The organism is Terribacillus sp. JSM ZJ617 (assembly GCF_044383785.1).
In the GTDB taxonomy this organism is placed as follows: Bacteria; Bacillota; Bacilli; order Bacillales; family Amphibacillaceae; genus Terribacillus.
On sequence record NZ_JBISEQ010000001.1, the window covers coordinates 449,117 to 472,117 of the forward strand.

Genomic DNA, 23,001 nt, shown 5'->3' on the forward strand with positions numbered 1-23,001 from the left:
GGGAAAGGGCAGCCTGTCAATTCACGCGCGGTGTCTGGTGCGTAATGTCCAGATTTGATAGATCATAATGAAGGACATGAAAACAGTCAGTCCAGTCAGTCCGATCCAGCCGGCCATCAAGTATGGTTTCGTTGCTTGCTGGACAGCTTCACTTGTAAGATAATCACGGAAATAGTAGCAAGCAAAAACGGCAATGCTAATGAACAATAGCGCAGCAAGGACACCTTGCAGAAGCTTGCTTCTTGTTTTACCTGCCTCTGCTTGGTACTGATTGGCCCAGCCGTCTTTTTTATCATTGGATAATTTTTCGGTCCAGACTTGTGCGAATGTCATCAGATTGACCCATAAATATAACTCCGGACTTATCAGCAGGAAAGCAAGGATTACGTCTATGGGTCGATGCATCGGCGTTTTCAATGCCAGTATCGTGTTGAGTACCGAGGCGAGTGCAATCGGTATTACCCATACCCACGACCACAGGAATTGATCTGTTGCAATGGCTGCACCTAAAAGCAGGACGAAGAAAACACGCACAAGCAAATCCATCATTGTCTTGAGTTGTGAGCGCCATAAATGACCGGTATGCCTCGTTTTCATCATCAGATCACGATCAGTCAGCAAGTTCACAGTACCAGAGCTCCATTTTACCCGCTGATTGCGGAAAGTGTGGTAAGAGCGCATGGCATCAACAAAGCAGCGGGCATTCGGACTGATCAGTGTTTTCCAACCGTTTTTCTGAAGCTGCCACGTCAACAGCATATCTTCTACATCTGTATCATTCTGCCAAGGCCCATCCAGCTTGTTGCTTTGCATTACTTCATACAGTGCTTCTGGTCGGAAAAGCGTAGCCTGGCCACCAAGTACATACGTGCTTCCGCCGCGGTATTGCAGGCTGAGAAGCCAGCTTGCCATATCCTGTTTTTGCTGGTGTGTCCACCACCTGGACATGGGACCGCCATATTCACCGCTAGCGAGCTTCTCCTCATAATAAGGGTCATCCTTGGATAGCAAGCTCTTCTTTTTCGGCATTCGCATCGTATATTTAGCCATTACGCCGCCAATATTCCGGGAACTCATCAATCCATCCCATAAATGCTGCAAAGCACGCGGTGCTAGTCTGCTGTCAGCATCCATCCCAAGGATGCCTTTGACAGAGCGCTGATATGCAATCTCGAAATCGGTCCGTTCCATTTCATAAATATCCATGTTGTCTCCGTAGATTGCTTTCCAGACGGCATTAAGCGCTCCGACTTTTCTCTGTTTGTTGTTTTCTGTTACGATTATTTCAATAGATAATCCGAGTTCTTCGCCGGTTTCTTTCGCTACCTCTTCTGTCCGGTCAGTGCAATTGTCCGCTACTACAAAAACGTCAAGCTCGACACCGCTTGGCAGTACCTGCTCTTTTAAGCCCGTCAAACAGTCTTGAATCGATTTTTCTTCATTGTGAGCGGGAATGAACGCGACGATCCGCGGTCGCATATACGTACGCTTGATACGTGGCAATGCACGTGTTCCCATGCTGCCAGGAATTGTCATCATCTTACTTTCTTCCTCCTTTTTATAACGAGCAGGCTTATAGGAAGTTAACACGTGTTGTCATGATCATTAAAAATTGAAATAGCTCCTGCTTACAACCTGGTTCATAAGTCACATAATAGCATAGGAAAACCTTGTTGGAATGATGATTCGTTAGTCAAATAAAGGGAATATTCGTATGTAAAGCGTCAACTACTGCCGAATGATGTGGAATTGATTTACAGTTCTAATTCTCTATTATGGAAGGGAAAGATAGGTATATGGACATAAACATACAAGCTATTGAGCAGCACATGCAAGAAAATAAACGAATCGATACGCTTGTGTTCGGTATGGGATGCTTCTGGAGTCCGGAAGCGAATTTCGGTCAGCTGCCAGGTGTCCTCCGTACGAGAGTCGGATTCGCCGGAGGAACGAAAACGAACCCGACTTATAGGCAGATGGGTGATCACACCGAAACACTCGAAGTATCCTTCGATCCAGATACAATTTCACTAGAGCAGCTGCTGCGCAAATTCTGGAATGATCATAATCCGAACCGGCCAGCGTATAAAGAAAGGCAGTATATCAGTCTGCTGCTGTATCGGAATGCCGAACAGAAAACATTAATGGAAGCTGTAAAACGGCAGCTGGAAGGTGAACGAGAAGAACCTATATATACAGAAATAGCTCCTTTGCATGATTTTACCGAAGCAGAACCGCATCACCAGAAGTACTACTTGAAACGTTTTAAAAAGGCGACGGAGCAGCTGATGGTGAACTTTCCAAATGAAGCAGCATTCCATGCCTCCACAATCACAGCTCGTCTGAATGGATTTGTCAGGGAATACGGCTCGTTGGCATCTATCAAGGAAGAAATAGCGCATTGGAACATTTCTGAAGATGAAGCTATCGGACTTCAAAAGCTGCTGGATGAATTGAAATGGTAGACACTGCAGCTCATTTTCAGTTCGCGCATTTCTCGAATCAAGTCGATATCGAGCAAATAGGGCCGGCTTCTGCAGAGAGTTTGCAGAAGCTGCTCCAGCATGCGGAGAGTGTCATGGGTAAAAGCTCCTCTGTTCATGCTAGAGTAACTGTATGTACAGAAGATAGACATTATGACACCTTTCATTCGCTTTTGTCCGATTATGGATATGATCTATTTGCAGAGAAATACCTGTATCGTAAACAACTGGAAGACGAACAGCCGCTTTCTCCTAGTTATCGTTGGGAAGCTATCGGAATGGGTGAAACAGCTGAAAAAAGATTTCTGGGGATATGGAAGTCCAGTATGGAGCAGTCAGCTAATCGTGCCTCTTCACGTTCGATAGAAAATCAGCTGGATGACGTAAAAGCCCTTCTAGGGGAGAAATGGAAAGATAGCTGCCGGATCATTTATCAGGAGAATATACCAGTTGCCATGACAATTCCTCATCTGGAACCAGGAAGTGATGGAGAGGGTCGCATTTATTATGTCGGCACCTTACCGGCAGCTCGCGGCAGAGGTTTAGGACAAGTTGTCCACGCGGCCAGTCTTAGGATGCTGAAAGAAATGGGTGCAGTTGTTTATGAAGGCAGCACCCATGCAGAAAACCTGACCATGCAGCGGGTATTCCAGAGGAATAGCTGTAAAGTTATCAGGAAAATCGCAGCCTACTATAAAGGTTTATAGCACCGTAACGAGTTAAGTTTCGATATACTGATAAAGAGAATACATAGCAGACAACGAAAAAGGGGGAAGAGTATGTACAAGCTCGTAGCAATAGATATGGATGGAACGTTATTGAATGATCAGCATGAAGTGACAATGGAAGTACATGAGACACTTCAGGAAGCTAAAAAGCTTGGAGTTAAAATTGTTCTGTGTACAGGCAGACCAATTCATGGTGTGTATCGGTACCTGGAAGAATTGATCCTGAATGAAGACGGAGATTTTGTCATTGCCTTCAACGGTGCACTCGTTCAGAATGCCCACACGAATGAAGTGGTATCGCAATTATCTTTATCTTACGATGACTTTATAGACTTGCATCAGCTTAGTTTGAAACTCAATACGCCAATGCATTACTTTGATTCGAAAAACTTGTATACATCGAATCGGAATATCAGTAACTACACTGTCTTGGAATCATTCATGACGAAGATGCCGTTGCATTACCGGACTGTCGATGAAATTCCGCGCGATGTGCTCGTTCCAAAGGTGATGTTCATTGATGAGCCGGAGCGGTTAAGCGAGACGATTGCCAATGTACCGGACGAATGGAAAGCGAGATTTACGATGGTACAGAGCGCGCCGTATTTCTATGAAATACTCCATCCGGAAGCCAGCAAAGGCAGCGCAGTGAAAAATTTGGCCGAGCAGCTTGGAATCAAACGGGAAGAGGTAATGGCAATCGGGGATAATGGAAATGATTTATCCATGATCCAGTATGCCGGCTGCGGCGTGGCTATGGATAACGCTATTCCAGCTATAAAGGACGCTGCTGATTTTATTACGACTTCCAATAACGCACATGGCGTTGCAGAAGCGATTCGCAAGAAGATCTTAGAGGTGGGACAAGCATGATACGTCTCGAAAATGAAACACTGGTAGTCGAGATTGCTGATCTTGGAGCAGAAGTGAGAAGCGTACTGCATAAAGAAACGCAGCTTTCTTATATGTGGACCGGGGATTCCGCCTATTGGGGGCGCGTTTCTCCTGTTTTGTTCCCGATTGTCGGTCGATTGAAGGATGGACAGTACACAGCAGAAGGTAAGACATACGAACTTACCCAGCATGGTTTCCTGCGGGATGCCGTTTTTCAAGTAACAGACGCACAATCTGCTTCTGTTACATTCACAAAAGATTCCAATGGGGAATACCTAGATGTGTATCCCTATGAATTCCGAGTGGAGATTCGTTACCGCTTGGAGGCTGATCAGCTGCATGTGGACTGGAAAGTGAACAGTTTGGAAAAGGAAAAAGTGATGTACTTTTCTATAGGTGCGCATCCTGCTTTTCGTGTCCCGCTCACTTCGGGTGAATATGTTGCCGATTATAAGCTTCACTTGAAATCAGTACAAGACAAACAAGTCACGGCATATGAGCTGGCTGATGGATTAATCCGTGAAAAAGAGCAGCCTGCTGTATTGCCAGCTATGCCGATTCAGGCAGCACTTTTCGAGAATGATGCCATTGTTTACGATCACATCGAAGAAGTTCGTCTCCAATCCGACAGCGGAAATGGTGTGGCAGTATCTATGCCGGATTTTCCATATGTCGGAATATGGTCCAAGTATGATGCAGCATCAGGTACGATAGCTCCTTTTGTATGTATTGAGCCATGGTTCGGAATAGCTGATACAACGGATTCGGCAGGAGTTCTATCACAAAAGGCCGGGATACAGAAACTGGCGCCAGCAGCAGAGTTCAATAGTTCCTATCGAATGACATTCTTCTAAAAATAAAGACCGCTCCTTCTGGCAGCGGTCTTTTTGAGTGAAAAAGATGAATTAACGTAAACTAGCTATATTATTTGAAGGTAGGGTTGAAAAACAGCATGAGTTTCTTTACAGCATTGTTCGTATTATTATTAGCGGTTCTCCTTTCGACAGCAGTCAGCAAAATACTTCCTCTGCCGCTTGCACTGATCCAGATTATCTTAGGTTTAGTTGCATCTGTTCTTCCTCTTCATATATCACTGGAATTCGAGCCCGAATTATTCATGATCTGTGTAATTGCTCCACTCCTATTCAGTGAGGGTCAAAAAGCATCTCGAAAAGAGTTATGGCAGCTGCGGACGCCAATTATACTCCTTGCTTTTGGACTTGTATTTCTTACTGTCGGACTAGGCGGCTTTTTGATTCACTGGCTTATTCCGTCTATGCCGCTGGCCGTTGCCTTCGCCTTAGCCGCAACGATATCGCCGACAGATAATGTGGCGGTAAAATCAATTACGCGTGGATTGAAGCTGCCATCGAATGTGATGCCAATACTAGAAGGAGAGTCCTTGCTGAACGACGCAGCCGGTATCGTGTCTTTCAAAGTTGCGCTTGCTGCTGCGCTGACAGGTGTCTTTTCGTTCGGGGGAGCATCAGTGGAATTTTTATTCGTTTCATTAGGCGGCTTGGTCATCGGGGCAGTGGCTGGGTATGTGATTGTCACCATCCGGCTGCAGCTGATGAAATATGGCTTCCAGGATGATTCCATGCTTATCGTCCTGCAGGTCATGACGCCGTTCTTCCTATATGTACTGGCGGAAGAGGTGCATGTTTCAGGGATTTTGGCTGTGGTAGCCGCTAGTATCATTCACGGAATTGAACGAGATCGCTTGCAACAGACAACAACTAAGCTCCAAATCCTGTCCAATAATACGTGGACTATTGTCGAATATGTTTTGAATGGTCTTGTATTCGTATTGTTAGGTTTCTTATTGCCAGAAGTGTATCAGGGAATTCAAGATACGGACGAAATCGGGATGGCGCGCTTGTTCGGGGTTATTATCATCGTCTTTATCGCTTTGTTCGTTATCCGCTTCCTTTGGGTTTACAGCTTGTACAAGCCTTTTACGATACCGCCAAAAAGCCGGATGGAACGTTTTATATCCAGGAACTATCAATACAAACTGAATACAGAGGATACGGAAACTGTCGGACGTGGTTATTATGCGCTTATTATGGCTACCAGTGGAATCCATGGAACAATCACACTGGCAACTGCTTTGTCCATTCCTTTTTATTTGGACAATGGCTCACTGTTCCCAATGCGAAATACGGTATTGTTCGTCGCAACAGGAGTGATTCTGCTTAGTCTGATTTTTGCAGCTGCAGCGTTACCGACCTTGATTCCAAAGCCGTTTAAAAGTGATGATGGCCTGCTTTCCTTCAAAGAGGTATATCGACTTATTCTTAAGCAGACGATTAATCAGCTCCAAGCAGATGCAGTCAGGGAAACACAGCTGGCAGTTAACGTGGTTGTACGTGACTTGGAGGAGCAGCTTGTCGATCTCGAAAAAGGAATATTGCAAGATCCGAACAAGCAGACGATTGAATCTTTGATTAAAGTCGGAAGGGAAGCAGAGCAGAGACGCATCGAAGAGATGGCATCAAAAGAGGTTGTTTCAGAGGATGCTTATCAGTTATATCAGGTCATTATCACACAGCCGGAGCAATACCTCGTCAATACCACTTTCAGCAGGTTTAAACGGGCATTCCAGATTGCCAGGATCCGCCGTAAATTCCGCAAGCGCTGGAAAGAAAATTGGGAGATGCATGCCGAACAGATTCTTAGCATGAATCCGGATGTAGGCAATGAGATAAAACAATTGCGAGCCGCTGGTGCCCAAGCAGCTATTGATGCGATACGGAAACAGACTAATTCTGCCAACCGACATGAGTCTTTGATTGTGACACAGCTATACAATAAGAAACTAGTCGGACGCTATCGCTCCTTTGAAAGCGATGAAGCATTTCAAGAGCAGCTTCATAAGTTCCGGATGCGCGCAATCCGGATGGAGCGAGATGCAATTCATGAATATGTACAGGAAGAACGTATATCTATGGCGACAGCAGCTAAACTAAGAGAAGCAGTCACCTACGATGAAATGGTCGTTCTGAGTGTAGATTCACCCCACTAATTGGCAGCCTTGTCTTTGATAAGACGAGGCTGTGTACTTAGGTTAGTAGTTTGAATATTGTTAATAGAATTACTTTTAATTTAGTTCTACGTAATATGTAATTAATATGGCATAATAGGACACGTTGTGAAAAATATGTTTTACTTTGATGATTAACATCGTCGCAGTTTTGGCTATATACGTGAAAGGGGAACAACATGAGTTATATTATCGGCATCATCGGTTTATTCGTGTTTATGGGATTAGCTTGGATTGCTAGTTCGAATAAAAAAATGATTAAGATTCGCCCGATCATCATCATGATCATCCTGCAGCTTGTACTTGGATTCATTCTATTGAATACAGAAGTAGGTAACATCTTAGTAAAAGGTATCTCTGATGGATTTAATCTTTTACTTGGCTACGCTGCTGAAGGAATCAACTTCGTCTTCGGCGGATTAGTGAATGTAGAAGAATCGACATTCTTTATGAATGTGCTGCTGCCGATCGTCTTCATCTCGGCATTGATCGGTATCCTTCAGTACTGGAAGATCCTTCCCTTCATCATTAAATATATCGGTCTTGCACTTAGCAAAGTAAATGGTCTGGGAAAACTGGAATCCTATAACGCAGTTGCATCAGCGATTCTAGGTCAGTCAGAAGTATTCATTTCATTGAAAAAACAGCTTGCTTTGCTGCCGCGTCATCGTCTTTATACGCTTTGTGCATCTGCGATGTCAACTGTTTCCATGTCAATCGTCGGTTCATATATGACAATGCTGGACCCGCGATATGTCGTAACAGCACTTGTATTGAATCTGTTTGGCGGATTCATCATCGCATCTATCATCAATCCTTATGAGGTAGATCCTAAGGAAGATATGATTGAGGAAGAAAAAGGCGAGAAGCAATCCTTCTTCGAAATGCTCGGCGAATATATCATGGATGGTTTCAAAGTAGCTATAGTTGTTGCTGCGATGCTAATCGGTTTTGTTGCGTTGATTGCTATGATCAACAGCATCTTCTCGGGAATTTTCGGTATCAGCTTCCAGGACTTGCTTGGTTATGTATTCTCTCCATTCGCATTCCTTATGGGTGTGCCTTGGTCAGAAGCTGTTGATGCAGGAAGCATCATGGCTACGAAGATGGTATCCAATGAATTCGTAGCGATGCAGATTCTTTCTGGCGGAGACTTTGTCTTAAGTGATCGCGTTATTGCCATCGTTTCTGTATTCCTTGTTTCCTTTGCGAACTTCTCCTCTATCGGTATCATTGCCGGTGCGGTGAAAGGCTTGAATGAAAAACAAGGAAACGTTGTAGCGAAATTCGGATTGAAGCTGCTTTACGGTGCTACACTTGTCAGCTTCCTTTCTGCAACGATTGTTGGTCTATTAATGCCATAAATAAGAGGAACACCACATAATGTGGTGTTCCTTTTTTTGTTACTTGACGTAAATAGATATCTAAAATATACTTACTTACATAAAGTAAGTGATAAGGGGGATATTGTATGCACTACCAACAACCGCCGCAAACATATATCGGGCAAGTGAAATTACGTGTAGCAGATTTGACGCAATCTCTTGCTTATTATACAAAAATAATTGGCTTAAAAATTATCGAAGAAGGACCAGGGGAGGCAGCGCTAGGAACTGGAAGCAGCATCCTGCTTTATCTGGAGGAAGGTCAAAATCTTCAAAGAATGCCGGAGCGACATGCTGGTTTGTATCATTTTGCCCTGCTTCTGCCTACCAGAGCTGATTTAGCTGATATAGTGAATTTTTTTGTGCTGAATCGAGTTCCATTTGGGGCATCTGATCACGGAGTAAGTGAGGCTATTTATCTAAACGATCCTGATGGCAATGGAATTGAGATTTATGCGGATAAACCAGACACAGGCTGGAATTGGATCGATGGAGAGATCCAAATGACAACGGACCCGCTGGATGGGGATAACTTGCTGAAGGAAGCGTCTGAAGATGAGTGGAGTGGTCTTCCGGATGGAACTGTTATGGGGCATATCCATTTATATATGCGTCATCTAGGTGAAGCAGCTGCATTTTATAATAATGTACTTGGCTTCCAGACAGTTGTCTCTAGCTATCCTGGTGCATTATTCGTCTCAACAGGGAGCTATCATCATCATATTGGCCTTAATACGTGGCATGGTGCTAATGCACCTTCTGTTAATCCAAAAGAAGCAGGCATGGAATGGTTCACCATTGTCTTCCCGGATGAAGAGAAACTGCAGGAAGCGATTAAAAGAGCGGAGTCAGTTGGATTGCCGATAAAACAGGAAATGAATAGTTACACACTTATAGATCCGGTTGGGTCAAAAGTGAAATTGGTCGTCCATGGACAATGATTGACACACAACAGCAGCTGCTGTTGTGTGTCTTTTTATTTGTATGCCATAATAATAGGAATAAATGATAAAAGGAGTACACGGATGAAACAATTAATACAGAGTCTTAAGCAATTTCTTCCTGAAGAAGTGCAGGTTACAGCACAAGGCAGTGTGCTGCGTCTTCTCACAGCAGAAGGAGAGCCATGTGGCATTGTAGATATAGATGAAAAAGGGGATCTTATTGGGTTCGACTTGCAGATGATGCTGCCGGATAAAGGAGAAACCGATGCTCGTTTAATCGCACAGCAGTTTGCTGCAGTTTTTTATCCGGAAGCAGCAGAAGTGATTCAGGAAAACTTTTCTTCACAGAGTACGGTAATCCGTCTAGCTGAAACAGATTCCATTCACCATCTGCCGATACCAAGTGCAGGGTTGACAGTTGAAGTCCATGATTCGGGCTTTGTTACGGCAGCGCAACTATATCGGAATACATATACGCTCAAGGATAGTAATAAGTTGTTGGATGCAACGGAGGCAAAACAAAAACTACTCGCTGAAACACCTGTTGTGCTTGCTGTTGAAGGTGAAAATCCAGTGTATAAGCTCTTAGACCAGGCTATTGGTGTACATGCAGATGGTACAGTATTATTCACCGAGCTCCCGACTGTTCTCGCAGATATCGAGGAACCAGCCGATCATAAGGGTTGGGAAAGCTTAATGGGGATAACCAATGACTTTGTTAATTATTATGATAAAGATGGTATACAGCTTTGGGCGGAAAAAGAACTTGTTGATAATCATCCTATCGATGAAATTCCGGATCAAGTGGCTGTCCGAAAGACTGAAGATGTACTATTCTATTCTGGGGCTACGCCATGGAATAAGGATAGCAGATATACAGAAGAAGAGCTCAGGCAGCAAGCAGTTCAATTTCTTGCAGCTGTAACCGATCAGCCACTTGAGGAATGGAAGCAAACGGGAGAGCAGCTAGCCCCGGATGCTGCGATCGAGGATGAGCTTGAACCAGCATATGTGTTCCTTTTTACGTATACCAAATCAGGTATTCGTGTAGAAGGAGCAGAGGCCAGCATTCATGTCGGAATATATTCGGGGCTGATCAGGGAATGCATAATAGACAGCTTACCGGCTGCAATTACCGCTGAAAACCAGCTGGTGTTTGATGAGCACGCAAAGCAAAAGCTGAGTGAGTCTTTTCAGCTTGAACTAGCATGGGTTGCACTCCAAGAGGAAAATCAATATGAGCTGGTCTATGTGAGGACTGAAAAAGAATAATATTTCTTTGAAATAGGTTTCCCGAGGCATGATAACGGTTACTTAAAAGAGGCCTGACAAAACGCAGGCTATTTTACATAAAGGGTGATCACATGTTCAGTATCGGAGAAATTATTTTTATCTTGCTTTCTTGTGCCTTTTTCATGGCGCTGGTCGCAGTGGTATCCTACTATATGACGAAAGGACATGTCAGCACGGCGGATGAATACTTCCTGGCTGGGCGTGGATTGACCGGGGTGTTCATAGCTGGTTCCCTGCTGCTGACAAATCTATCGGCTGAGCAGCTGATTGGATTAAACGGACAGAGTTTCACAAATAATATGTCAGGTATGGCTTGGGAAGTGACAGCTGGACTTGCTGCTATCATCATGGCAATCTTCCTGCTGCCTAAGTTTCTTGGAATTGGTATTTCCACCATACCGGAATTTTTAAGCAAACGGTACGATGAAACTGTCCGGCGTTTGACTGTCATTTTGTTCCTGCTTGGATACATGTGTGTTACGATTCCTTCCATGCTTTATTCCGGCGGTGTATCCGTCCTCCAATTATTCGATTTACCGGAACTTCTCGATATTACATATACACAGGCATTGTGGATGACAGTCTGGTTCGTTGGTATCATCGGTGCAGTTTATGCGATTTTCGGCGGCTTGAGGGCTGTGGCAGTTTCCGATACGCTGAACGGTATCGGTTTGGTCATCATCGGATTTCTCGTCCCGATACTTGGCTTCATTCTGCTAGGTAACGGAAATATGGTGGACGGGATGAAGCACATCGTCCAGAATAGCCCGGAGAAGCTGAATGCTATAGGCAGCAGTACGGATAATGTTCCGTTCTTCTCCATTTTTACGGGAATCCTTTTTGCTAACCTATTTTATTGGGCATTAAACCAGTATGTTATCCAGCGTGCTTTAGGGGCAAAGAACCTGGCAGAAGGACAAAAAGGCGTTCTGTATACTGGATACCTAAAGCTGCTAGTCCCGATTTTCATGCTTATTCCTGGTGTCATCGCGTATCATTTGTATGGTGACTCCATCCAGAATGGAGACCTGAGCTACCCGACGCTTGTCAGTGATGTATTGCCAGTGTGGATGCTCGGATTTTTCCTTGCCGTATTATTCGGTGCCGTGCTGAGCAGCTTCAACTCTATCTTGAATAGTGTCGCTACCTTGTTGGTGCTTGATATCTACCAGCCAGTATTCGAACAAGATGCTTCTGATGAAAAATTGATCAAGGTCAGCAAGATCCTTGGTATTATCATTGCGCTCGTTTCCTTCTTTGTAGCACCATTTCTTATGTACGCACCGGATGGCTTATGGAACCTAATCAGACAGTTCACTGGATTCTTTAATATCCCTATCCTTGTTATCGTATTGATGGGGATGATCTTTAAACGCGTACCAGCTTCAGCCGCTAAAGTGGTCATAATATTCCACGTTGTTGCTTACTATATGATGGTATGGGGCTTCCGGCAAATATTCGATTGGGATCCTGGTATCAACTACATTCATGTCTACGGAATCTTGTTAGCTATCGAGGTTGTATTCATGCTTATCATGGCAAAAGTAAAACCATTGAAAGTGATCAAACCGGTCTTTTATGCGGAGAATGGGGAAGATCATCTTGTTCCTTGGAAGCACGCTATTCCTGTGTCCATTACGTTGATTTTCTCGATTGTCATTTTCTATGTCATTTTCTCTCCAATTGGACTGGCTTACGAGGAAGCTGCGGTTTCGAACTGGTTCTGGCCGGTTATCGCCATACTCATTGCGGCAAACGTTGTTCTTTATATCGTATCTATTAAAACTTGGCATCGGAAGTATCATAATTATGTTGAAAAGCAAACGGAGACTGCCCGTAAGACAAGACTAAGCGGGGATTGATAAAAGCAAAAAAGCCACTCAAATGAGTGGCTTTTTTATTGCTACTGAGCACACAGCAGCAAACAAAACAGAAATATTTTGGGGGTATCCTGTTTGTAAGACATTCTAACAGAAAAACTGCAGCAATGCAAAATATTTGTTAAGTTTTTGTAAAATGCGTACTGTCTTGCGGATGCATTTGCTTCAAAATACTATCAATTGTATATAAAGGCCGCTTTTTTACTTCTGCAAAAATCGTACCAATATACTCACCGATAATACCGATTGCCATGAGCTGCAAACCTCCGAGAAGCCAGATAGAAATGATCAAGGAAGTCCAGCCGGCATCGGGGTCACCAAATACTTTCTGGACAGCTGCATAGCAAGCTGCGAGCAAGCTGATAAGAAACAGACAAAAGCCAACCAATGCTATAAGACGGATAGGAGCAACGCTGAATGAGGTGATACCTTCAAAAGCGAAACTAAGCATCTTCTTTAGTGGGTACTTCGTTTCCCCGGCCAGCCGCGGTTTTCGCTCATAAGTCACAATATCGGACTTGAAACCGATTTGCGGGATGATACCACGGAGGAATAATTTTGATTCACCATAACGCGTCAACTCTGAAAGAGCCCGGTTATTCAGCAGCCTATAGTCGGCATGGTTGGAAATGAGTCTGATACCCAGCATCTCCATTGTCCGATAGAAGAGTGCAGCAGTATTACGCTTGAAACCGGTATCTGATGTGCGGTCATTGCGCACGCCATACACAATCTCGTAGCCTTCGAGATAACGCAGTACGAATGTACGGATGACAGAGATGTCGTCCTGCAAATCAGCGTCCAGCGTAATGACACAATCGGAATAATCCTTTGCATGGAGCATCCCAGCGAGAAGCGCTCGCTGATGTCCTGCATTAGCTGCGAGCTTTATTCCCGTGACGAACCGATTGGCTAGATGCTCTATTTTGATCAGCTGCCATGTATGGTCCTTGCTGCCATCATCCACGAATAAAATACTGCTTGCTGGTGATATAAGCTGCTCCTGCATCAAGGCAGCCAGTGTCGATGTGAGCTTAGAGCAAGTATCTGTCAAGATTTCTTCTTCGTTATAACAAGGAATCACTAATGTAAGGACAGGCAAAGATGTATTCAATGGATTCCCTCCTTTATGGTTGTACCCGGTATAGATGGACTTTCCAAGCAGAGTCGGCATGATCGAAACTTCGTTCATAGTGTAAATCATTCTCGGCCGCATTCTCGATCCAAACGGAAGACAAAATGAAGGCACCGCCAAGCTCTCGTAAAGCCTCTGCATTCAAATCAAGATTCTGGATGCTGCGGTCGGAATCTTTCCGAAAGTCATAATGCTTTCCTAGCTCTGCCGAAAAAATATACAGCCGGCTGCCCCATTCATCGAAGTAACGTGTCAGGTTCTTACTTTTTGCCAGCTCTCCTGCAATGACTTCACGGAACTGATGCTTGTAGGTCAAAGGGATAATATTGTTGTATGTATCGACAGTGTAGAAACCGTTGTATTGGGCAATAGCAGGATGCAAACCGATGCTTGCCACCTTATATGTGTCTTGAGACTTGCCGATATAGTCACGGATTTCCCGGAATTGATCGACAGCATAGAAGGCCTCGACAGAAGGTGTTTGCTTATATAGGCCATAAACGATCTCTTCGTTGGATAGCGCCAATACGACAAGCTGGAGACAGAGGCAGGCATACACAAAAACGCGTATGCTGCGCTTTCCAAGCCGCCATAGCAGGTAGCATGCCAACCCGAAACTAACATAAATTACGAGCGGACGAAGGAAATGGAACCGGGCAAAATTAAATGCAGAAAGTATATCGACATGTTCTTTTGGTATTCTCCAAATCTTATTGAACCAAAGGGCGTACCAAAAAGATAACAGCAAATTCAATCCGGTGAGGCCGAGATAAATGTTCATTGGCCTTGTCCGACCTCGACTGAAGAGGACCAGCAGCAAAGCAATCGTCAGTACAGGCAGGATCACAAAGGTGTGTAGTGTCATAACGTGATTATGCCCCAGCATAAAGTTTTTCCAGAACAAACGGAGTGTTTGAGCAAAATCCTGTCTCGAAGACACGAATTCAACACGATGCATCGTTTCGGAACCGGCAATCATTGTATAGACGAGCCGGTAATCCGTTGCCAGGAAAATAGCTGTCATCCAGATGATGCTTGCTAGGAATAGCAGATTCAGCCTGCGATACCGAAGCAGGTCGACCAGCCATACAATCCCCATGAGGGCGAGGAAGAAGAAAAATCCTAGAACGAAACTAGCATATAGCGGTAATAAGGTAATAGCAGTCCAATGCATCCAATTTGCTTTTTTGGATCTGATAGACAGGAAAGCCCAAAGTGCTAACGGGTGCCCCATAGTGCTAAGCATGCCGGAGGGCCAGAACGGTGTGAGAGCGAATGCTAGTGAAACGAGAGCTGTAATCCAATGCGCTTTGACATTCCGTATGACATGGGTGCGGAGCAGCAAATACATACCAAGAAACGCAATCAGTCGGGTAAGCAGCTGACTGATTGCGTAAGCGGTCATTGTCGGAAACCAAGCGTGCAGCCAAACGATGAGTGTCCATTCTGTGCCGACAGCATCCCGGGGCAGCCCCCCGATAATCTGTGGAATTACCGCATGGACGCCGCCGAACATTTGCCCGCTTTCAGCAAGTACTTTATACCAAGCCAGATTGGAGTCGAGATTATCATGTACCCGGATATGGGCGTGATCTCCCCGCAGGAATAGGGGAGAGACGAAGACCAGTATCGCTGCCACGCACAGCAAAATGGCTTTTTTGTCAGCATAGTTCCGCAATATTCCCACATCCTCCCAAAGTAATGCTGTTAGTATGCGGCAGCAGGAAAAGATCTATACAAAAAATACCCGGAATGCTAGGCATCCGCGGGTATTTGCAAAATATAAGCTGACTCAAAATCAGATTGGGGAAGCGGCTTGGAAAACAGATAACCTTGTACCTCTGTGCAGCCAAGTCCGCGAAGTGCTTGCAGCTGTGCTTCCGTTTCGACCCCTTCGGCTATTGTGTGAAGCTTGAGGTTTTCAGCCAGCGACAGGATGGTGGCAACAATGGATTGATTATACTCGATATGTTGAATGAACGTTTGATCAATTTTTAAAATATCGACCTGGAGTTTATCCAGGTAGTTCAAGGAACTATATCCTGTACCGAAATCATCGATACTAATCTTAACGCCTGTTTCGCGCAGTTTCTGGAGGGTGGAATTTATTTTGGTTTCGTTCTGCATGACAACACGTTCTGTGATTTCAAGCTCCAGCATGTTCCCATTCAGATTATAATGCTTCAGTCGCTCCCGAAAGAAACTAGAGAAATCATCCTGCAGGAATGTAATCACAGATACGTTGATGGAAATGCACGGGATAGTGCATTCGTCTGTTTCTTTCCGCCACTTCGATAAGCAAGCCATTACACGTTCAATAACACTGCGTTCAATTGCGACAATCAATCCGCTCTCCTCAGCAATCGGAATGAACACATTTGGAGGTATGAAGCCGCGCTCGGGGTGATGCCAGCGGAGCAGCACCTCCGCTCCGGTTATGGTACGTGTGAAGCTGTGGAACTTTGGCTGGAAGTACAAATCAAAAGCCTGTGTTTCGATTGCTTCCTGCAGCTCATGCTCAATCTCGAAACGAAGCACCTGTTTTTCTGCCATTTCCGGCTGAAACACAGTGTAATTATTTCCGCCGTTTTCTTTCGTTTGATACATCGCTATATCAGCGTACTTATAGAGATTATCCATGTCTTCCGCATGTTCCGGGAAGGAAGCAATACCGATACTTGCCTGCAATACGAGTTCATAATCCTGAAGCCGCATCGGCTGCCGGAACTGCTCGACAATGACTTGAGCCAGTCGATTGGAGGGCTTTCCAGGAACGATAAGCAGGAACTCATCTCCGCCGACCCGATTGACGGTGCCTTTGCCATCGAGGATTTTTTCCAGTCGATTTGCTGTTTCAATTAATACCTTATCCCCAAAGGAATGTCCGAAAATATCATTGATGCGTTTGAACAAATCGTAATCAATCAACAGAATACTGAAAGTGATGCCTTTGTCTGCATAGTCCTGCATTTGCTGCTGCATAAGGCGGCGATTGGGCAGTTTGGTCAGATCGTCATGATAGACAAGGAATTCAACTTGTTTGGCTGTTTCAATCATATGTGAGATGTCTTTGATGACGAGAAAGTAACCAACGATATGATGCTTCACAATAGTAGGTATGCCAGTTATGTGTACATCTTTTTGAACACCGGAACGGTTGACTAATTTAGTGTCCCATTGATGTGATCCGCCATTTTCAATAATACTTAGGTAATCACGGAATGTCTCCTTATCGAGGAACAGAGCCGCTGCATCCATCTTTGTGATAGTGTCCTCATCATAACCAGTCAAAAACTTGCTTTCTTTATTGGCATGCTGAATCGAACCATCACTCTTGACTGCCAATACAGCATTAGGATTGTCATTGAACAGTGATTGATAGAGCTGATGTGTCATCAGCAGTGCTCTGTTTCTATAAAGCAACGGAATGACAGTCAAGACTGTATTGGAAGTCAAAACGATAACTGTTGGAATTAAAAAGTGAAAGCTATGGGACGCTGCTGAATGATAAGAAGTCAAAGCTGCAAAGATGCAATAACCTAAACCGACAATGGCAATTCCTGACATCAGGCTTCCGAATGACAACAGCAGCTTGCTCCACTTCATTTGTTCTCCATTTGTGTACATATTGACGAAACGGAATAAGCTGAATATAGTCGATTGTGTCATAATTATGGAAGTAAGTACTTCTACAAGGTGGACATCACGCAAATCCGGATATAAGAAAAACGGTGTCATCATGTGCAAAAGATATATCAAAGCGGCCAATAAAAGGCTGATAAGCAAATCATGTTTGGTATTTCCAATAGGACTGCGAACGACAAGCAGAATAAGAGCACCGCTAATGGAACTTACACAAAAATTGAGTACGAAAAAAAGCCAGGTTGCTTGCGGCGCAGGATCCGCATCAATTGATAGGGTAAAAGAATATGTAGCCAGTACAGCACTCAAGCCAGTTCCTAATGATACTAGAATTACTTTCCAGGTACTGACTGCAGTCCGCATCATTTGCTGGCTCACATATAATACTAGCCTGGTGAGTACGCTTATGAGCAATACGCTGGTAATTGTATAAAGAAAATGGATACCCGGTATATCATTGATCGGAAGCAACGTTTTTCCTCCTGCGGCAAAAGTAAGGATTACCTGAATTGGACAGGCATGGTAACATAAGTTTATCAGATAAAGTCGAATCATGGCGCAAAACTTTTTACTAATTGCAACTCAGGAGGCGATAGTATGTATCAAACGAAAAAACTGCTGCTGCTCGGATCTGGAGAACTGGGAAAAGAGGTTGTGATCGAAGCACAGCGGCTCGGTGTGGAGACAATAGCGGTAGATCGGTACGACGGGGCTCCGGCAATGGCTGTTGCTGATCGCAGCTATGTCATCGATATGCTTGATCCAGAAAAGCTCAGACAGATCGTAGATTGGGAGAAACCAGACTTTATAGTTCCAGAGATCGAAGCAATCGCTACAGACGAATTGATTGAGCTGGAGAAGGAAGGTTATCTTGTCGTACCTACTGCAAAAGCTGCACAGCTGACGATGGATCGTGAAGGCATTCGCAGATTTGCTGCAGAAACATTGGATCTTCCGACAGCAGGCTATCGTTTTGCGGATACATATGAAGCATTTCAGGAAGCGGTAGAAGAGATCGGGTTTCCATGTGTTATCAAGCCGTTGATGAGTTCTTCTGGCAAAGGACAAAGTGTCTGCCGAAAAACAGAGGATATCGAACGAAGCTGGCAAATTGCCATGGAAGGCGGAAGGGTGCAGAAACCACGTGTCATTGTAGAGGAATTCATTCGTTTTGACGCGGAAATCACCCTGCTGACAGTCCGGGCGGTAAACGGCACTTTCTACTGCGAACCAATTGGGCACGAACAGGAAAATGGTGACTATATCGCTTCCTGGCAGCCGCATCAGCTGACAGATTATCAGCTGGAAGAAGCAAAGGAGATAGCCGAGCGTATCACAACAGGATTAGGCGGCTACGGCTTGTTTGGAGTAGAACTTTTCCTTGCTGGGGATCAAGTCTACTTCAGTGAAGTATCACCACGTCCGCATGACACAGGCATGGTGACAATGGTGACACAGCAACTGTCTCAGTTTGCCTTGCATGTACGGGCAATATTAGGCTTGCCGATTACAGAGATCAAGCTTGTGCAGCCTGGTGCAACTAGTCCGTTAAAAGCAGATACAGCATTGGAATCTTATCGTATCTCGGGTTTAAGAGAAGCGCTGCAGGAGCCCCAGACGCAGATCCGTGTCTTCCGTAAACCAGTGACAACAGTAGGCCGCAGAGTTGCTGTAGCATTATCCGTTGCTGAAACAGTGGAAGAGGCAAGGTTGCGCGCTGAACAGGCAAGGAAACGGCTTAAAGTGGAGGGACAGAAATGAATTATCATAACCTGACTTTCCGCGCTGTCACGAACACAGATAACGGAGAAACATCCAGTGAAACTACCTTTCATTATAGGCAAGAAGGTCAGATCCTTACTGCGGATTATGCGGGCGGATCAATTCTGGAAGGAAGGCTGATCGGCTTGGTGGAACCAGATGGGAAGCTTCGTTTCCGTTACCATCATATTAATGATCAATATGAGCTTCGGAGCGGGCAGTGTGTCTCCATACCAGAAATTTTGGCCGATGGCAGGATACGTCTGCATGAACAGTGGCAATGGATGTACGATGATGATTCGACAGGGCATTCCATCGTGGAACAAGTGACGGAGTAGTGGGGATTCTGTTTCATTAAACTTGAAACCTAGCTGGTGATGATTCGTACTGATAGCAATAGAGGAGAGGAGTGAAGTACGGATGAAAAACACTTCCATTTTTTTGCTTTTGGTTTCACTTATCCTATTGGCAGCATGCAGTTCGAATAGTGCTCCAGTTGAAGAATCTGCTGCTAAAGAGGTGACTGAAGAAGCAGACGGTAAATTGGATGTAAACGCGATACAGGAAGTCAGCACGGAAGGGTCGCTTTCAAAGCTTAAAGAACAACAGGGCGGAAAAGAGACTTCTGAAATTCCAATAGAAGCTGAAACAGCAAAAAACGAGGAAAACGTATCTGTAACTGACTTTGTTGATGCAGCGGTTCCATCCTTAAAGGAAACAATCGAGGCTGATGACGACCCTGAAACACTGCATAAGGCTTTAATAGCTTTTCTGGGAAGTCCGCATTATGGGGAAACGATTCAGGAGGCAGAAGATCTGGAGCCTTCTTTCGATGATCCGTATCTGCCGCAGCCGAAAGCTTCAGGAGATGCTGGTGCATCATCTGAAGCTGAAAACGCCATTATTTTGCTGGATGCCAGCTCCAGTATGCTTCTGGAAGTAGACGGAGAGCAAAAGATGAAAGTTGCCAAGGATGCTGTGAAGAGTTTCGCTAAAACACTAGGCAATTCAAGTAATATTTCCCTGATTGTCTATGGGCATGAAGGATCTGAATCAGATGCAGATATGAATGAATCTTGTTCGGGTATTGAAGAGGTATATGCCTCAGGTGCTTATGACAACGAGAAATTTAGTGAAGCAACAGATCAAATCGAGGCAAGAGGCTGGACGCCGCTGGCAGGAGCAATTGAAGAAGCAGCTGATAAAAGCAGTTCAATGGATGGTGCAACCGCCATCTATATTGTCAGCGATGGTAAAGAGACTTGCGGCGGTGATCCGGTTAAAGCAGCCGAACAAGCAGCATCGGATAAGACGGGCATTATTAATGTTATTGGGTTCGATGTCGATGAGGAATCGGAAAATCAACTTGCTGATGTAGCTAACGCGGGCAGAGGTGAATATTACGCTGCTAATAGTGCAGCAGATCTGCAAACTACCATTGAATATGAATGGCTGCCATCCAACTTGGACTTGGCATGGGCTCCTGTCAATATACCTCCGAATGGGTGGGAAGTAGGCGATGAATATGATCGCCAGCGGCAGGTACTCGCTAATATAACAAATATAATGGGTAATGAAGAGGTGCGGTACGAAGCTGCACTTACAAGACTTGCAAACGAGGGAGTCATCACAGAGGAAATGAGCGCTGCTGTATCGCAGCTTATCCAGGAACGCTTTGTTACAGCGAAACAAGAGTTGAGCAAACTGGAAGCAGAAAAGATTGACCAGGTAAATGAACGGCAAGAAGAGATCCGTGCCGAAGTAATGGCATGGGTAGAAGAAATGAAGAAGCTGAAGGAGAACGTCTCTCAGTGAAAGACACGGAAACAATTACGATATTGTTTCCGTGTCTTTTTGTATGCCGTGTTTAATGCCTAACCGTACCAATCGAATTAACAGGAAAACTGACAGTCAGCATGGCAATTAGTTCATAGAAGCTTTATCCTTTCTCTTTTAAACGAAAACGAAAGCGAATCACACATATCCACCAGCTTATAATTAACATTAATCAATCACAGCCGCATTGGAAGCAGGAACTTTTCGGCAAACTGTAATTTTTTTGTAAATAGACATGCGGGTAAACAAGCATGAGGTATAGTGGAAGAAAAAGGAGGTTTCCTATGGAAAGTAAACGTTTAAGGCGGACATCCGATCAAAACCGGGGCTTTGGTTTTTTGCTGTCTCTGCCTATTTTGTCGTGGGCTTTATATGACTTTGCCAATACGATTTTTTCATCAAATATTACAACCGTCTTCTTTCCATTTTATGTAACCGATACAATTGGCAGTACTGCAGAACTGGAACAGCTAGGCAATACGCTGATTGCCTATGCGAATGCACTGGCTAGCTTCTTTCTCGTCATCTTCTCCCCATTATTTGGGGTGTGGATAGACAAGACTGGTTATAAACAGCGTTATATCATCCGGTTCGCGGCGGTCTCGATTCTGTGTACAGTTTTAATGGGTTTATTTGCAGGGTGGGATTCGGAAAGAATGTTATGGGGAATGCCAGTACCGTTTGTAGCAACTGTTCTTGTATTTGTGCTGGCCAAGTTCTTCTATAACAGCAGCCTTATATTTTATGATGCGAAAATCAGTGATTTGGTACCGCGGAATCGTCTATCGACATTATCAGGGTTTGGTGTAGCTGTTGGTTATATGGGTACGCTTGTAGGCTTACTTGTTTATTTTTGGCTGGATGAAGGATACGAATATGTATTTCTTGCTACGGCAGGTCTGTATTTAGTGTTCACACTTCCGATTGTATTCTTCCTCAAAGAAAAAAAGTCGGTACAGAAACAGGCTAGTGTCAGTCCATTAACTGGTTATAGAGAAATTGTCGCCACCTTCAAGGAAATACGTAAGCATCAATCCATTTTTAGGTTCATGGTAGCTTATTTCTTTGTTAATGATGCGATAGCGACAACTATTGCTGTCATGAGCGTATATGCTGTCACGGTTGTTGGGTTCAGTTCAGGACAGTTCATCATTCTCTATCTTGTATCCACCGTTACGGCTATCATAGGTTCCTTTTGTTTTGGACAGATAGCTGGCAGGGTAGGTGCCCATCGATCATTCTCATTTGTGGCTTTAATCATGGTAATTGCTTTGACGATAGGAGTATTGGCAACAGCGGAATGGATGTTTTGGATAGCAGGCAGTCTTTTCGGGATTGCATTGGGATCAATTTGGGTTACATCGAGGATTTTAATTGTAGATCTATCTCCAGTTGAAAAACAAGGGCAGTTCTTTGGCTTGTTCGCCTTTTCGGGAAAGGTATCTTCGATCATCGGGCCGATGATTTATGGTAGTATTACGCTGGTTTTAAGGGGATACGGAGATTTGGCTAGCAGAATTGCATTGACCTCACTTATCGTGCTCACTCTGATAGGTCTGCTTGTCCATATGGCAAAAAAGAAAACTCCGGACGGGATGGCGGCGCGTTAACGCGTCCGCCATTCCTCCAGTGAATCTACGAAGGTGCCAGTAAAATGCACACTTCTTGCGATATTAAAAAGCTGTACTTTCGCTAAAATGGAAATTGGATTGATGATGACAATATTACGGAAACCGAGCTCGTCATATAACTTAAAAGCATCAGCAATTCGATAAACCAGATTCTGCTTTATTACATTCAAATGAATAAGGTCGACAATTAAGTCGTATTCGGTGGCTTGGATAGATCCGAATGTTTCATAAAGTGTCTCCATGAAGGCCGCGGATTCATTATTTTTAAAGAACCCTTCTGCCGTAATATGGAGCACTTTCTGTTTGTCATCAATCTCAAATTTATACATACTGAATTACTCCC

At 44.4% G+C, this 23,001-nt stretch carries 18 protein-coding genes; 13 read left to right on the forward strand and 5 right to left on the reverse strand.

From position 1 onward, the window contains the following. Positions 1 to 21 precede the first annotated feature (21 nt). On the reverse strand, positions 22 to 1,539 hold the full coding sequence (locus ACH6C1_RS02230) for a glycosyltransferase family 2 protein (RefSeq protein WP_374074247.1): 1,518 nt from the start codon (positions 1,537 to 1,539) through the stop codon (positions 22 to 24). 257 nt (positions 1,540 to 1,796) lie between these two features. Here ACH6C1_RS02230 and msrA point away from each other — a divergent pair, with 257 nt between their 5' ends. From msrA to ACH6C1_RS02275, 9 genes are all read left to right on the forward strand, one after another. Then, positions 1,797 to 2,465: a peptide-methionine (S)-S-oxide reductase MsrA gene (msrA, locus tag ACH6C1_RS02235; protein WP_374074249.1), complete on the forward strand. Its 669-nt coding sequence runs from the start codon at positions 1,797 to 1,799 to the stop codon at positions 2,463 to 2,465. Continuing rightward, on the forward strand, positions 2,459 to 3,190 hold the full coding sequence (locus ACH6C1_RS02240; RefSeq protein WP_374074251.1) for a GNAT family N-acetyltransferase: 732 nt from the start codon (positions 2,459 to 2,461) through the stop codon (positions 3,188 to 3,190). The genes msrA and ACH6C1_RS02240 overlap by 7 nt, the downstream gene beginning before the upstream one ends. A 72-nt stretch (positions 3,191 to 3,262) precedes the next feature. Then, positions 3,263 to 4,084 carry a sugar-phosphatase gene (gene yidA / locus ACH6C1_RS02245; RefSeq protein ID WP_374074253.1) on the forward strand — a complete coding sequence of 274 codons (822 nt, stop codon included), beginning with the start codon at positions 3,263 to 3,265 and terminating at the stop codon, positions 4,082 to 4,084. Beyond that, entirely contained in the window at positions 4,081 to 4,959 is an 879-nt protein-coding gene (locus ACH6C1_RS02250) for an aldose 1-epimerase family protein (protein ID WP_374074255.1), read from the forward strand. The genes yidA and ACH6C1_RS02250 overlap by 4 nt, the downstream gene beginning before the upstream one ends. Before the next feature lie 98 nt (positions 4,960 to 5,057). Then, positions 5,058 to 7,133: a Na+/H+ antiporter gene (locus ACH6C1_RS02255; protein ID WP_374074257.1), complete on the forward strand. Its 2,076-nt coding sequence runs from the start codon at positions 5,058 to 5,060 to the stop codon at positions 7,131 to 7,133. 197 nt (positions 7,134 to 7,330) lie between these two features. Then, positions 7,331 to 8,515 (forward strand): NupC/NupG family nucleoside CNT transporter, encoded by a 1,185-nt coding sequence (locus tag ACH6C1_RS02260; protein WP_374074259.1) that lies wholly within the window; start codon positions 7,331 to 7,333, stop codon positions 8,513 to 8,515. Positions 8,516 to 8,622: 107 nt separating this feature from the next. After that, entirely contained in the window at positions 8,623 to 9,477 is an 855-nt protein-coding gene (locus tag ACH6C1_RS02265; protein WP_374074261.1) for a VOC family protein, read from the forward strand. 84 nt (positions 9,478 to 9,561) lie between these two features. Next, positions 9,562 to 10,752 (forward strand): hypothetical protein, encoded by a 1,191-nt coding sequence (locus tag ACH6C1_RS02270; protein ID WP_374074263.1) that lies wholly within the window; start codon positions 9,562 to 9,564, stop codon positions 10,750 to 10,752. Positions 10,753 to 10,844: 92 nt separating this feature from the next. Continuing rightward, on the forward strand, positions 10,845 to 12,635 hold the full coding sequence (locus ACH6C1_RS02275; RefSeq protein WP_374074265.1) for a solute:sodium symporter family transporter: 1,791 nt from the start codon (positions 10,845 to 10,847) through the stop codon (positions 12,633 to 12,635). Positions 12,636 to 12,774: 139 nt separating this feature from the next. Here the strand turns inward: ACH6C1_RS02275 and ACH6C1_RS02280 are convergent, their stop codons facing one another. The 3 genes from ACH6C1_RS02280 to ACH6C1_RS02290 all read right to left on the reverse strand — a co-directional run bounded on the left by ACH6C1_RS02280 (position 12,775) and on the right by ACH6C1_RS02290 (position 17,901). Beyond that, a complete protein-coding gene (locus tag ACH6C1_RS02280) occupies positions 12,775 to 13,767 on the reverse strand; it encodes a glycosyltransferase family 2 protein (protein ID WP_374074267.1) in 993 nt (330 codons plus the stop codon). A gap of 13 nt (positions 13,768 to 13,780) precedes the next feature. Further along, positions 13,781 to 15,475, reverse strand: a complete 1,695-nt coding sequence (locus tag ACH6C1_RS02285) for a DUF6044 family protein (RefSeq protein WP_374074269.1) — start codon at positions 15,473 to 15,475, stop codon at positions 13,781 to 13,783. 68 nt (positions 15,476 to 15,543) lie between these two features. Beyond that, the gene (locus ACH6C1_RS02290; RefSeq protein WP_374074271.1) at positions 15,544 to 17,901 is read right to left on the reverse strand and encodes a putative bifunctional diguanylate cyclase/phosphodiesterase; all 2,358 of its coding nucleotides are present in this window, start codon (positions 17,899 to 17,901) and stop codon (positions 15,544 to 15,546) included. A gap of 126 nt (positions 17,902 to 18,027) precedes the next feature. On the opposite strand from ACH6C1_RS02290, the gene purT reads away from it, so the two are divergent. The 4 genes from purT (at position 18,028) to ACH6C1_RS02310 (ending at position 22,637) form a co-directional block, all read left to right on the forward strand. Continuing rightward, entirely contained in the window at positions 18,028 to 19,191 is a 1,164-nt protein-coding gene (purT, locus tag ACH6C1_RS02295; protein ID WP_374074273.1) for a phosphoribosylglycinamide formyltransferase 2, read from the forward strand. Then, positions 19,188 to 19,529 carry an avidin-fold protein gene (locus ACH6C1_RS02300; protein ID WP_374074275.1) on the forward strand — a complete coding sequence of 114 codons (342 nt, stop codon included), beginning with the start codon at positions 19,188 to 19,190 and terminating at the stop codon, positions 19,527 to 19,529. Before purT ends, ACH6C1_RS02300 begins: the two co-directional genes overlap by 4 nt. An 82-nt stretch (positions 19,530 to 19,611) precedes the next feature. Then, positions 19,612 to 21,006 carry a vWA domain-containing protein gene (locus ACH6C1_RS02305; protein WP_374074277.1) on the forward strand — a complete coding sequence of 465 codons (1,395 nt, stop codon included), beginning with the start codon at positions 19,612 to 19,614 and terminating at the stop codon, positions 21,004 to 21,006. A gap of 305 nt (positions 21,007 to 21,311) precedes the next feature. Then, complete coding sequence (locus ACH6C1_RS02310; RefSeq protein WP_374074280.1) at positions 21,312 to 22,637, forward strand: MFS transporter; 1,326 nt, start codon at positions 21,312 to 21,314, stop codon at positions 22,635 to 22,637. On the opposite strand, the gene ACH6C1_RS02315 is transcribed toward ACH6C1_RS02310, so the two are convergent. Then, entirely contained in the window at positions 22,634 to 22,987 is a 354-nt protein-coding gene (locus ACH6C1_RS02315; protein WP_095221317.1) for a hypothetical protein, read from the reverse strand. The two genes, ACH6C1_RS02310 and ACH6C1_RS02315, sit on opposite strands and share 4 nt — an antisense overlap. Positions 22,988 to 23,001 lie beyond the last annotated feature (14 nt).